12 protein-coding genes and 1 tRNA gene are annotated in these 12704 nt (G+C 65.2%); 9 read left to right on the top strand and 4 right to left on the bottom strand.

What is annotated here, in order from left to right:
• Nucleotides 1-132: 132 nt before the first annotated feature.
• From ACSFBL_RS05885 to earP, 3 genes are all read right to left on the bottom strand, one after another.
• Entirely contained in the window at nucleotides 133-996 is an 864-nt protein-coding gene (locus ACSFBL_RS05885; RefSeq protein WP_435514807.1) for an LOG family protein, read from the bottom strand.
• 114 nt (nucleotides 997-1110) lie between these two features.
• Entirely contained in the window at nucleotides 1111-1665 is a 555-nt protein-coding gene (gene efp, locus ACSFBL_RS05880) for an elongation factor P (protein WP_028253416.1), read from the bottom strand.
• A 137-nt stretch (nucleotides 1666-1802) separates the two neighbouring features.
• Nucleotides 1803-2873 (bottom strand): elongation factor P maturation arginine rhamnosyltransferase EarP, encoded by a 1071-nt coding sequence (gene earP, locus ACSFBL_RS05875; RefSeq protein ID WP_435514806.1) that lies wholly within the window; start codon nucleotides 2871-2873, stop codon nucleotides 1803-1805.
• A 48-nt stretch (nucleotides 2874-2921) separates the two neighbouring features.
• Between earP and ACSFBL_RS05870 the strand changes: the two genes are divergently transcribed.
• The 4 genes from ACSFBL_RS05870 (at nucleotide 2922) to ACSFBL_RS05855 (ending at nucleotide 7093) form a co-directional block, all read left to right on the top strand.
• Nucleotides 2922-3410 (top strand): OsmC family protein, encoded by a 489-nt coding sequence (locus ACSFBL_RS05870; RefSeq protein ID WP_435514805.1) that lies wholly within the window; start codon nucleotides 2922-2924, stop codon nucleotides 3408-3410.
• Between the two features lie 5 nt (nucleotides 3411-3415).
• A complete protein-coding gene (uvrC, locus tag ACSFBL_RS05865; protein ID WP_435514804.1) occupies nucleotides 3416-5377 on the top strand; it encodes an excinuclease ABC subunit UvrC in 1962 nt (653 codons plus the stop codon).
• 271 nt (nucleotides 5378-5648) lie between these two features.
• The gene (pgsA, locus tag ACSFBL_RS05860) at nucleotides 5649-6215 is read left to right on the top strand and encodes a CDP-diacylglycerol--glycerol-3-phosphate 3-phosphatidyltransferase (protein ID WP_435514803.1); all 567 of its coding nucleotides are present in this window, start codon (nucleotides 5649-5651) and stop codon (nucleotides 6213-6215) included.
• The gene (locus ACSFBL_RS05855; protein ID WP_435514802.1) at nucleotides 6212-7093 is read left to right on the top strand and encodes a DMT family transporter; all 882 of its coding nucleotides are present in this window, start codon (nucleotides 6212-6214) and stop codon (nucleotides 7091-7093) included. The genes pgsA and ACSFBL_RS05855 overlap by 4 nt, the downstream gene beginning before the upstream one ends.
• A gap of 6 nt (nucleotides 7094-7099) precedes the next feature.
• On the opposite strand, the gene ACSFBL_RS05850 is transcribed toward ACSFBL_RS05855, so the two are convergent.
• Nucleotides 7100-8041 (bottom strand): LysR substrate-binding domain-containing protein, encoded by a 942-nt coding sequence (locus ACSFBL_RS05850; RefSeq protein WP_435514801.1) that lies wholly within the window; start codon nucleotides 8039-8041, stop codon nucleotides 7100-7102.
• A gap of 75 nt (nucleotides 8042-8116) precedes the next feature.
• Between ACSFBL_RS05850 and ACSFBL_RS05845 the strand changes: the two genes are divergently transcribed.
• From ACSFBL_RS05845 to ACSFBL_RS05825, 5 genes are all read left to right on the top strand, one after another.
• On the top strand, nucleotides 8117-9007 hold the full coding sequence (locus ACSFBL_RS05845) for an alpha/beta fold hydrolase (protein ID WP_435514800.1): 891 nt from the start codon (nucleotides 8117-8119) through the stop codon (nucleotides 9005-9007).
• 3 nt (nucleotides 9008-9010) lie between these two features.
• Nucleotides 9011-10096 (top strand): tartrate dehydrogenase, encoded by a 1086-nt coding sequence (locus tag ACSFBL_RS05840; protein ID WP_435514799.1) that lies wholly within the window; start codon nucleotides 9011-9013, stop codon nucleotides 10094-10096.
• Nucleotides 10097-10323: 227 nt separating this feature from the next.
• The gene (locus ACSFBL_RS05835) at nucleotides 10324-10596 is read left to right on the top strand and encodes an HU family DNA-binding protein (RefSeq protein ID WP_007830705.1); all 273 of its coding nucleotides are present in this window, start codon (nucleotides 10324-10326) and stop codon (nucleotides 10594-10596) included.
• Nucleotides 10597-10613: 17 nt separating this feature from the next.
• Nucleotides 10614-10689 (top strand) — tRNA-Val (locus ACSFBL_RS05830).
• 76 nt (nucleotides 10690-10765) lie between these two features.
• Entirely contained in the window at nucleotides 10766-12679 is a 1914-nt protein-coding gene (locus ACSFBL_RS05825; RefSeq protein ID WP_435514798.1) for a SurA N-terminal domain-containing protein, read from the top strand.
• The last annotated feature ends 25 nt before the right edge of the window (nucleotides 12680-12704 follow it).

Here is a 12704-nt window from a genome sequence, read left to right as displayed (position 1 = left end):
GCGAAGCGACACGAAGTGCGCGCAGCCTGGGGGCGAGCTCAGTGACACCGCGGAACCGGCTCAGCCGGGCCGCCGGTGTTGCCCCCGGCAGGGGGTAGGCGGCCACACGAAGTGGGCAGGCCTGGGGGCGAGCTAAAGCTTATAGAAGGTCTTGATGTAGTCCCACGCGTCCTGAGGCGCGTCGACGTACTCGATCAGCTTCACATCGTTCGGGGAAATGACGCCTTCCTCTGCCAGGAACTCGAAGTTGATGAGCTGCTTCCAGTAATCCGAACCGAACAGCACAATCGGCACCGGCTTGGCCTTGCGGGTCTGCACCAGCGTGATGACCTCGAACAGCTCATCCAGCGTGCCGAAACCGCCCGGGAAGGCCACCAGCGCTTTCGCCCGCATCATGAAATGCATCTTGCGGATCGCGAAGTAGTGGAACTTGAAGCTCAACGCCGGCGTGACGTAGGGATTGGCTTCCTCTTCCATCGGCAGGGCGATCGCCAGGCCGACCGACAGGCCGCCGCCTTCATACGCACCGCGATTGGCCGCCTGCATGATGCCGGGGCCGCCGCCCGTGCAGACGAAAAGTTTGTCCTGTGGCTCCTTGTCGTTGCTGTACTGCGCGACGAGCTTGCCGAAGGCGCGCGCCTTCTCGTAGTAATGGGAACTGCGCGCCAGCTTGCGCCAGCGATCTGCCGCGATCGTGTCGCCCGAGGCCTCGGCCTGAGCGATCAGGGCGCCCGATTCCTCTTCGCTGCGGAATCGCGCGCTGCCGAACACAACCACCGTGTTCTCGATGCCGTGGGCGCGCATTTCGAGGTCCGGTTTCATGAGCTCGAGCTGCATCCGCAGTCCGCGGGTCTCCCGGCGCAGCAGGAACTCGGGATCGGCGAAGGCCAGTCGCGAGGGGTCGTTGTGCAGAGGGAGACCCTTGTCCGCATGGGCCTGCAGGGTGGCCCAGGCGTCGGCGAGGCGTTTGTCGTGAAGGTCGTGTGTGTTGGGCATGGTCTTGCGAGAAAAGCGAAGCTGAATTGTGCGCTTTGCAGTTTTCGGGCCCGGTGATTTGGAACGGACGCAAAAAAGGCTCCCGAGGGAGCCTTTTTCAGGAGAAGCGGTCGCTTAGACGCGCTTGCGGTATTCGCCCGTCCGGGTGTCGATTTCGATGCGGTCACCTTGCGCGACAAAGAGCGGAACGCCGATTTCGAAGCCGGTAGAGATCTTGGCGGGCTTCATGACCTTGCCCGAGGTGTCGCCCTTGACGGCCGGCTCGGTCCAGGTGATTTCGCGCTCGACGCTGGTCGGCAGTTCGACCGAGATGGCCTTGCCGTCGTAGAACACCACTTCGACCGGCATGCCGTCTTCGAGGTAGTTGAGCGAATCGCCCATGTTCTCGGCTTCGACTTCGTACTGGTTGTATTCGGTGTCCATGCAGACGTACATGGGATCGGCGAAGTAGGAGTAGGTGCACTCCTTCTTGTCGAGCACGATCTGGTCGATCTTGTCGTCGGCCTTGAAGACCACTTCCGTGTTGAAGTTGGCGATCAGGCTCTTGAGCTTCATGCGCACGGTGGCGGAATTGCGGCCGCCGCGGCTGTATTCGGTCTTGAGGACGACCATGGGGTCCTTGCCGTGCATGATCACGTTGCCAGCGCGGATTTCTTGAGCGATTTTCATAAACAGGGTCTCTGGATGTTGGCCGCTCGGTGCGTCGTCGGGCCCTTTGGCCCTCCGGCGCATTCACCGCGGCGGGTTCAGCGGATGGTGCGGCGTCGGGGCGTGCCCTCTGCCGGAAATCCGCAAAGCCCGCAATTTTAGCTTTTTTGGGCGATGAAACGCCGCAGGCGCGTCAAAAGGTCGTCCTGATCAAGCAGGCGAGCGCGCGCTGCGACCGTGGCCGAACCCCAGGTTTCGAGTGTCGCCGCGGCCAGGTCCGGCAATGAGCCTTTCGCCACGCCGTTCCAGAGGTGGTGGAAGCTGCGCAGTGACTGCGGTGCGTCCATCCAGTCCATCAAGGCGTCGAGCTTGGTGTGGTGGGCGTCGTCGTCCTGAGCGTAGATCTGCCAGACGAACGGTGCGCCCGCCCAGATCGCGCGGACCAGCGAATCTTCCCCGCGTACGAAGTTCAGGTCGCAGGCCCAGAGCAGGTGATCGAAGTCGGGCTGGGACATGTAGGGCAGCCACGAAATCGACAGGGCGCCGCGCCGTGCCGGCCCGGCGGGCACGGCTGCGGTGGCGCGCCCCGCGGTCACCAGCAGGCGGGTGGGATGTTCGGCATGTTCGAACTGGCCCAGAAGGGCATCGAGCGCCGGCGGCTCGTAGCAGAACAGGGCAACGAGGCGTTCGCCCTGCCAGGGGATGCCTCTCTGTGCCAGCCAGGCGCTCCGGTCGAAACGCTCGCGTTGCGTCATCAGTTCAGGCTCGCGCAGCAGGCCGCCCGTCGCAGGCGTGAAGCCGGGATAGAAGAAGTGCTTGGTCAGCCCGGCGCCCGGCGCCCTGAAGACCGGGGAGGGCAGGCCATGCAGGCGCTCGACATAGGGTTCGGCCGAAAGGTATTCGAGATTGATCCAGCGGTGGATCGAGCCGCTTCGCGGGGCCTGCTCGGCAAAGCGTTCGATGACCTCGGGCGCCGGATCGCAGCCGAAGGCCTCGATCAGGATGTCCGGCGCGGGTGCGCTGCCGGCATGGCTTTCGCCTGCCGTCTTCGTCCAGGGGATGACGGTGACGCCGTCGCAGCCATCGGGCGCCATCCACGCCAGCGCAGAAGGATCGTCGATCCACAGGCGCACGGCTTCGCCCTGCCCGGCGAGCGCGGCCGCCAGGCGCCAGCAGACGCCAGCGTCGCCATGGTTGTCTATCACCTTGCAGAAAATGTCCCAGCGCATCGCGGGATACTCTACAGCCCCCTCACGGAGACTCCGGAGACAGCTTCCATGTCACAACACTTCGCCGACATCCTCTGGCAACGCGACGGTCAGGACTTCGTTGGCAATCGCTACAGCCGCCGCCATGCGATCCGCTTCGACGGCGGCGCGGAGTGGACGGGCTCGTCCTCGCCGCACGTCGTGCCGCTGCCGATGTCGGACGCCAGCGCCGTCGATCCGGAAGAGCTCTTCGTCGCGTCCCTGTCCAGTTGCCACATGCTGTGGTTCCTGTCGATCGCCGGTTCGCGCGGCTTTTGCGTGGAACGGTATGCCGACAGCGCGGCCGGGCAGATGGCGCGCAACGCTGCGGGCAAGGTTGCGATCACGGTTGTCACCTTGCGGCCGGAGGTGCATTTTTCCGGCGAGCGCCTGCCCACGCAGGAACAGATCGAGGCCATGCATCACTCGGCGCACGAGCAGTGCTTCATCGCCAATTCGGTCCACACGGAGGTCCGGTGCGAACCGGTGCTGGCGAACGGGACGGGGACCTCACAGTAAGAACAATGGCAGAAACGCATTCCGATCAGTTGCTCAGCGAAGTGGCGGCCCTGCCGCAATTGCCCGGCGTCTATCGCTATTTCGACGCGGCGGGCGCGGTGCTTTACGTGGGCAAGGCGCGCAATCTCAAGAGGCGCGTGGCGAACTATTTCCAGAAGAACCACGGTGGCACGCGCATCGGCCACATGATCTCGAAGATCGCGCGGATGGAGACCACGGTCGTGCGCTCCGAAGCCGAGGCGCTGCTGCTCGAGAACAACCTGATCAAGACGCTCAAGCCGCGCTACAACATCCTGTTTCGCGACGACAAGAGCTACCCGTACCTGAAGATCGCATCGCACACCTTCCCGCGGCTGGCGTATTACCGGGGCTCGGTGGACCGCAAGCACCGTTATTTCGGTCCGTACCCAAGTGCCTGGGCGGTGAAGGAGTCGATCCAGCTGCTGCAGAAGGTCTTCAAGCTGCGCACCTGCGAAGACACGGTCTACAGCAACCGCACGCGGCCGTGCCTGCTCTACCAGATCAAGCGCTGCAGCGGCCCTTGCGTCGGTTACATCGAGCCGGAGGCCTATGCGCAGGACGTGGCCAATGCGGAGGCGTTCCTGATGGGCGACACGCAGGCCGTGCTCACCCAGCTCGAGGCGCGGATGATGTCCCACGCCGAGAAGCTGGAGTTCGAACAGGCGGCGGAACTGCGCAACCAGATGTCGGCCCTGTCGCGTGTGCTGCACCAGCAGTCCGTCGAGATTGCATCCGACAAGGACGTGGACATCCTCGCCGTCAAGGTGCAAGGCGGCAAGGCCTGCGTGAACCTGGCCATGGTGCGCGGCGGGCGCCACCTCGGCGACCGCGCCTACTTCCCCGTGCACGTAGAAGACGCGACGCAGATGCTGCATGGCGAAGGCGATGCCGAGGGCGATGACGCGCCGCCGCTCGCCGACCCGGTCGAAGTCCAGGTGCTCGAGGCCTTCGTCGCGCAGCACTACATCGATGTGCCGGTGCCAGCCACACTGGTGCTGAGCGAACTCGTGAGTCGCGAGCTGATCGAGGCCATCTCCCAGCAGGCGGGCACGCGCGTGACGGCGGTGTTCCAGCCGCGCGAGCAACGCCGGCACTGGCTGGAGATGGCCTGCACGAACGCCGGGCTCCAGCTGGCGCGCCTGCTCGCGGAAGAGGGCTCGCAGCAGGCGCGCACCCGCGCGCTGGTCGATGCGCTCGAACTGGCGCCGGACGACCTCGACAACTTCCGCGTGGAATGCTTCGACATCTCCCACACGGCCGGCGAAGCGACCCAGGCGTCGTGCGTCGTGTTCGAGCACCACGCCATGCAGAACCGCGAATACCGCCGCTACAACATCGAAGGCATCACGCCGGGCGACGACTACGCCGCGATGCGACAGGTGCTGCACCGCCGCTACGGCAAGCTCGCCGAGGCGATGGCCGCCGAAACCGAGGCGCCGCCGGCCGGCGATGCCGGGGGCGCCGGTTCGGACGCCGCGCCCGGCAAGCGCACCGCGCGCATGCCGGACCTGGTCCTCGTCGACGGCGGCAAGGGCCAGGTGTCGATGGCACGCGAAGTGTTCAGCGAACTGGGCTTGCCGCTATCGCTGATAGTCGGCGTGGAAAAGGGCGAAGGCCGCAAGGTCGGCCTGGAGGAACTCGTCTTTGCCGACGGCCGCGAAAAGGTCTATCTGGGCCGCGATTCGGCCGCATTGATGCTCGTCGCGCAGATTCGCGACGAGGCCCACCGCTTCGCCGTCACCGGCATGCGCGCCAAGCGCGCCAAGATCCGCGTGGGCGGCAGCCAACTCGAAGACATCCCCGGCATCGGCCCCAAGCGTCGCGCCCGCCTGCTCCAACGCTTCGGCGGAATCCGCGGCGTCGCGGCCGCGAGCGTCGAAGACATCGCATCGGTCGACGGCATCGCGTTCGAGCTTGCCGAAGAAATATATAGGGCACTGCACTAGCACACCCCCAGGCTCGTGCACTTTGTGTCACTCTCCACCCCCTTGCAGGGGGCAATACCGGCGGCCCGGCAACGCCGGTTCCGCGGTATTCCTGGCACTCCCCGGTTCTTTGCCGGTCGCTCTCCGTCGCAAGAAGTGCGAAGCGCAACGCGCAAGCGATTCGCAGGGTGCCGCGGATCCGGCTCCGCCGGTCCGCAGGCACCGCCCCCGTGAGGGGGTAGGCGGCTACGCGAAGCGAGCAAGCCTGGGGGAGGGCCATATACTCATTCGAATGTTCTGGACCTTGCCAACGATCATGACCTGGGCGCGCATCGTCGCGATTCCGCTGATCGTGGGTGTGTTCTACCTGCCGCTGTCGGAGCCGTCGCGCAATCTCATCGCGACGGTGATGTTCATCGTCTTCGCGGCGACCGACTGGCTCGACGGGTTCCTGGCGCGCCGGCTCAACCAGACTTCGGCCTTCGGTGCCTTCCTCGATCCCGTCGCCGACAAGTTCCTGGTGTGCGCTTCGCTGCTTGTGCTGGTCCACCTGAACCGCGCCGACGTGTTCGTGGCGCTCATCATCATCGGCCGCGAGATCGCGATCTCGGCGCTTCGCGAATGGATGGCGCAGATCGGCGCAGGCAAGAGCGTCGCGGTCCACATGATCGGCAAGGTCAAGACCGTGGTGCAGATGGTGGCGATACCGTTCCTGCTTTTCAACGGCATGCTGTTCGGCAAGATCGACACCGGCGCCTGGGGCCAGTGGCTGATCTGGATATCCGCTGTGCTCACCGTCTGGTCGATGGTCTACTACCTTCAGAAGGCCATACCCGAGATCCGGGCCCGGGCGAAATGACGGGCACTGCCCGTTCCGCGGGCTGGCTGCGCGCGTTGCCTGCGGTCTTCGTGCTGATCTGGAGCACAGGCTTCATCGTCGCGCGGTACGGGATGCCCTATGCGCCGCCGCTCAAGTTCCTGTCGGTGCGCTATGCCCTTTCGGTGATCTGCTTCCTCGCCTGGGTTCGGCTGGCGCGTGTCGCGTGGCCACGCGATCGCGTGCAGTGGGGCCATCTCGCGGTGACCGGTGTGTTGATGCAGGCGGGCTATCTCGGCGGCGTCTGGGCGGCGGTCCGTGCCGGCATGGGCTCGGGGCTCATTGCGCTGCTCGTCGGGATCCAGCCGGTGTTGACGGCGGTCTGGATGTCGATGAACGGCGGCAACATCACGCGTCGCCAGTGGGCCGGCCTTTTCCTCGGGTTCGCGGGGCTGGTGCTCGTGGTGTCCCGCAAGCTTGGGCAGGGCGGGGAAGTCAGTGCGCTGACGATGGGGCTGGCGCTGATGGCACTTCTATCGATCACCGCCGGCACGCTCTACCAGAAGCGCTTTCTCGCGCCTTGCGATGTGCGCAGCGCGAATGCGATCCAGACGGCCGCAGCATTGCTCGTGACCTTGCCATTCGCCGCGCTGGAGACCGACAGCATCCAGTGGAACCTGGCCTCGGGCGGCGCGATGGCGTGGTCCGTCCTGGCGCTGTCCCTGGGCGGCAGTTCGCTGCTCTACATCCTCATCCAGAGAGGCACCGCGACGGCGGTCACGAGCCTGCTCTATCTGGTGCCGCCTTGCACGGCCGTGATGGCCTGGCTGCTGTTCGCGGAGCCGATCACCCTGGTGACACTGGCGGGCATCGCCACGACAGCCATCGGTGTGAGCCTCGTGGTTCGCGGCGAGCGCTGAAGGCGGTCAGCGCGGCGCGCGGTCGACCTTCCACGGTTCGCCCCGAAAGCGCTCGACCAGGAAGTCGATCAGCATGCGCACGCGGCGAGGCGTCTTGGTTCGCCAGGGCGCGACCCATTGAATGTCGGCGTCGGGCATCGCGAGATGCGGCAGCACGCGGACCAGTTCGCCCGACGCCAAGTGCGGTGCGATGTCCCAGAGGCTTCGCAGCATGATCCCTCGGCCGGCCAGGCACCAGTCGCGCACCATTTCGCCCGAGTTGCTCGACAGCGGTCCGCGCACCTGCACTCGGCTTGTGGCGCCGTCCTTGGCGTGGCGCAGGGTCCAGAGCGAGAACTCGCGCTCGCTGCCTTCGCTGTTCTCGCGCACGACGAGACAGTCGTGTAACGCCAGCGCGGCGGCGTCGGCGGGGACGCCACGGCGCTCGAGGTAGTCGGGGGCAGCCGCCAGCACGCGCTGGTTGCGTGCGATGCGCCGGGCGACCCAGTCGCCCGCGCGCCGATGCTGCGGCGCCCAGAGCCATACCGCGCCATCGTGGCCTTCGGCGCCCAGGTCGGGCAGTTTTTCAGCCAACGTGAGCTGGATATGCAGTGCGGGATGCAGGTCGTTGAAGACCGCGAGCGCCGGTCCGAGCCAGTGCCTACCGAAACCGAAGGTGGCGACGAGACGGATCGTGCCGCTCAGTTCGCTCTGGCGTTCGCCGAGTTCGTTCTCGAGCGCCGCGAAGCCGTCGAGCAGCCCTTTCGCATGCGCACAGACAGCTTCGCCTTCAGCCGTGGCGCTGAGCCTGCGCGTGGTGCGGTCGAACAATCGCTGGCCCAGCCGCGCCTCCAGCGCGCCGAGCCGCTTGGTCACCACCGAGGGCACCACGTTCAAGGCGAGTGCGGCGCCCGCAAGACTGCCGCGGGCGCGGATGGCCATGACGAGTTCCAGATCGCTCCGCTCCATTCCTGCCATTTCGGAAAGTATCAATTGGCTAATTGTTGCTTGATGGCTGGCGCCGCGCAACGCACAATTCATCGCATGTTCACCTCGTTCACCACCTTCGATCTGTCGCGCGACGGTGTCCGCCTGCACGGGCGCGTCGGCGGCAGCGGTGCGCCCTTGCTTCTCCTGCACGGGCATCCTCAGACGCATGTGATCTGGCATCGCGTGGCACCTGTGCTCGCGGAGCATTTTTCGGTGGTCATGCTCGATCTGCGCGGCTACGGCGATTCCGGGCGGCCGGTGGCCGATCTCGAGCACGCCCGCTACAGCAAGCGCGAGATGGCGCTTGACGCGCTTACCGTCATGGCGCACCACGGCTTCGAGCGCTTCGGCGTCCTGGCGCATGACAGGGGCGCACGCGTCGCCCACCGGCTGGCGGCCGATCATCCGGGTTCGGTGGAGCGCCTGATGCTGCTCGACGTCGCGCCCACGCTGGCGATGTACGAGAACACGACGGAAGCCTTCGCACGCGCCTACTGGCACTGGTTCTTCCTGATCCAGCCGCCGCCCTTGCCGGAGGCGCTGATCGAATCGGACCCCGTGCGCTACGTGCGCAGCGTGATGGGAGGGCGTCACGCAGGGCTGGTGCCCTTTGCACCCGAGGCGCTTGCCGAATACGAACGCTGCGCATCGATCGACGGCACCGCGCACGCGATCTGCGAGGACTATCGCGCCTCCGCCACCGTCGACCTCGAACACGATCGCGCCGACATCGCCGCCGGCCGCAAGCTGACGCAACCGCTGCGTGTGCTGTGGGGCGAGCATGGCGTGGTCGGCCGTTGCTTCGACGTGCTGGATCTCTGGCGCCAGCGTGCCGACGATGTGTCGGGCGGAACCCTGCACGGCGGCCACTACATTCCCGAAGAAGCCCCGCGCGAACTCTTGGCGCAGGCGCTTTCCTTTTTCAACGCGACCCACAAGGATTGAGACATGAGCACCCAACGAATCGCAGTCATCGCCGGCGACGGCATCGGCAAGGAAACCATGCCCGAAGGCCTGCGCGTGCTCGATGCCGCGGCGCGCAAGTTCGGGATCGACATGAAGTTCGACCACTTCGATTTCTCGAGCTGGGACTACTACGAGAAGCACGGCAAGATGCTGCCCGACAACTGGAAGGACCAGATCGGTGGCCACGACGCCATCTTCTTCGGCGCGGTCGGCTGGCCCGAGAAGATCGCGGACCACGTCTCGCTCTGGGGCTCGCTGCTGCTCTTTCGGCGCGAGTTCGACCAGTACATCAACCTGCGGCCGGCGCGCCTGATGCCAGGCATCGTGGCCCCGGTGGTCCGTCGCGACGGCACGCCGCGAGAACCGGGCGAGATCGACATGTACATCGTGCGCGAGAACACGGAAGGCGAGTACTCGAGCATCGGCGGCCGCATGTACGAAGGCACGCCGCGTGAGATCGTGGTGCAGGAAACCGTGATGTCGCGCATCGGCGTGGACCGGGTCCTCAAGTTCGCATTCGAGTTGGCGAAGTCGCGCCCGAAGAAGCATCTCACGAGCGCGACGAAGTCCAACGGCATCTCGATCACCATGCCGTACTGGGACGAGCGCGTGGCCGCGATGGCGAAGGACTATCCGGGGGTTCAGCTCGACAAGTTCCACATCGACATCCTGACCGCGCACTTCGTGCAGCGTCCGGACTTCTTCGATGTGGTGGTGGCGAGCAACCTGTTCGGCGACATCCTGTCGGACCTCGGACCCGCGTGCACCGGGACGATCGGCATCGCACCCAGCGCCAACCTCAACCCGGAGAGGACCACGCCATCGCTGTTCGAGCCGGTGCACGGATCCGCGCCGGACATCGCCGGCAAGGGCATCGCCAATCCGATCGGGCAGATCTGGTGCGGTGCGATGATGCTGGAGTTCCTCGGCCACAAGGCCGCGCACGACGCGATCCTGGCGACGATCGAGAAGGTGCTGGCGCCCGGTAGCGGTGCACCGCGCACGCCCGACATCGGTGGAACCGGAAGCACGGCCGACCTGGGCAAGGCCATCGCCGAGTCGCTTTGAAAGCGACTTGTCGAAACGCCACTAAAATCGCGCTCCTCCCCTGGTTTCTAGGGGGGAGTGTCGTATTGACACCCCGTAGACCAGTGGTTGTAATCCTTGTCGGCAGTGCGCTGCCGGCGCGTCAGAACTGCCACCCATTTTTTCCGAACTTCGCCCCCGTGGCATCGTCACGGGGCTGGCATCGCTTCTGACGACCCTGATCAACAATTTTCCTGCAAGGGGCCCTTGTGAACAAAACCGAACTGATTGAGCACATCGCAAAAAACGCCGACATCTCCAAAGCCGCTGCCACGCGCGCACTCGAATCCACCATCGGCGCCATTCGTACAACGCTCAAGAAAGGCGGCTCCGTTTCGCTCGTCGGCTTCGGAACATTTGCAGTAGGCAAGCGGGCCGCCAGGACCGGCCGGAATCCACGTACCGGCGACGCGATTAAAATCAAGGCCGCCAAGATCCCGAAGTTCCGTCCCGGCAAGGCGCTGAAAGACGCGCTGAACTGAGACACTGTTTTCCGGTGGGGTGCTTAGCTCAGCTGGTAGAGCGGCGCCCTTACAAGGCGTAGGTCGGGGGTTCGAACCCCTCAGCACCCACCACCCGAAGCAGCAAAGGCGAACAGAGTGTTCGCCTTTTTTGTTGCGTCCCGCCATCCGTCACAGAGAGTGCCCAAGCATGTTTGACTCCTTCCGCAAGTACAACAAGATCATCATGGTGTTCTTGTTCTTGCTGATCATTCCCTCGTTCGTGCTCTTCGGCGTCGATCGCTATCAGGGAAATGGCCAAGGCGAAAAGGTCGCGCGCGTCGCGGGCACCGACATCACCCGCCCCGAATGGGATGCCCAGCACCGCAACGAGGTTGACCGGATCCGTCGGCAGGCGCCGAACATCGAGCCGGCGTTGCTCGACTCCGATGCCGCCCGCTACGCCACGCTGGAACGCATGGTGCGTGAGCGTGTGCTCGCAGCCGCGGCTTCGAAATCGAACATGACGGTGTCAGAGGAGCGCCTTGCCCGGTTGTTTGCCGCGGATCCGGGCCTGGCGTCGTTCCGCACCGCGGATGGCAAGTTCGATCGGGAGACCTTCATGCGCGCGACAGGCCGCACGCCCGAGCAGTACGAAGCATCCGTCCGTGCGGACCTGGCGACGCAACAGGTGTCTCTGGGCGTTTCGGCCACGACCTTCGCCACCGCGGCGCAAACCGCTGCAACGCTCAACGCTTTCTACGATCGTCGCGAAATCCAGGTCGCGTTGTTCAAGCCCGCCGACTTTGCCTCGAAGGTCAACGTCAGCGATGCCGACCTTCAGGCCTTCTACAAGGACCACGCCGCGCAGTTTCAGGTGGCTGAGCAAGCCAGCGTCGAATATCTGGTCCTCGACCTCGAAGCCGCCAAGAAGAACATTTCGGTCAACGACGCCGATCTGCGGAGCTACTACGACCAGAACAGCGCGCGTTTCGGCTCCAAGGAAGAGCGACGCGCGAGCCATATCCTGATTGCCGCACCGGCGAGCGCACCCGCCGCCGATCGCGAGAAGGCGCGTGCCAAGGCCGAGCAGTTGCTGGCCGAAGTCCGGAAGGCGCCCAACACCTTTGCCGATGTGGCGCGCAAGAACTCGCAGGATCCCGGCTCTGCCGAAAAGGGCGGCGATCTCGACTTCGTGACGCGCGGCGCGATGGTCAAGCCTTTCGAGGATGCCATGTTCGCGCTGAAGAAGGGCGAGATCAGCAGCGTGGTCGAGACCGAGTTCGGCTACCACATCATTCAGCTCACCGACGTGAAGCCGGCCGTGGTGCCGCCGTTCGACAAGGTGCGAGCCACGATCGAGAACGAAGTGCGCGCCCAGCAGGCCACCCAGGAGTTCGCGAAGGCCGCCGAGACTTTCACCGACATCGTCTACCAGCAGCCCGACAGCCTGAAGCCGGCAGCAGAGAAGCTCAAGCTCACGATTCAGACGGCAAGCAACGTCGGACGCGCGCCGGCCCCCGGTGCTACCGGGGCCCTGGGAAGCCGCAATTTCCTGAATGCGCTGTTCGCTCCCGACACGCTCGAGCGCAAGCACAACACCGAGGCGATCGAAATTGGCCCCAACCAACTCGCGTCGGGACGGGTGACGCAGTACAACCCGGCGCGTGCGCTGCCCTTCGAAGAGGTCAAGGACAAGGTTCGCACGCTGCTCGTCGCCGAACGTGCTGCAGCCCTCGCAAAGGCAGAGGGCGAAGCCAAGCTGGCGGCCTGGCAAGCAAACCCGGCGGGGGCTGCTTTCGGGGCGCCCGTCACGGTGTCGCGGCTGGAGACGCAATCGCAGCCGCCCGCCATTGTAGAAGGTGCACTGCGTGCCGATACCAGCAAGCTGCCGGTGCTGATCGGGTCGGATCTTGGCGCGCAGGGTTTTGCCGTCGTGCGCGTCATCAAGTCGGTACCCCGCACGCCGCCCGCGACTGAGGTGGCCAAGCAGGAAAACGAACAGTTTGCCCAGGCAGTGGGCGCCGCCGAGAACGCTGCGTACTATGACCTCCTGAAGAATCGCTTCAAGGCTGAAATTTTGGTCCCGAGGCCCGCAGATGCGATGCCGGGCGCCGAACGCTAGTTTTTTCGCGCTACAATTGTTGGCT

The sequence above is a fragment of the Variovorax glacialis genome (genome assembly GCF_051216375.1).
Classification (GTDB): domain Bacteria; phylum Pseudomonadota; class Gammaproteobacteria; order Burkholderiales; family Burkholderiaceae_C; genus Variovorax.
Note: the sequence above shows the minus strand (reverse complement) of the source record. Positions and strands in the feature narration are given on the sequence as shown.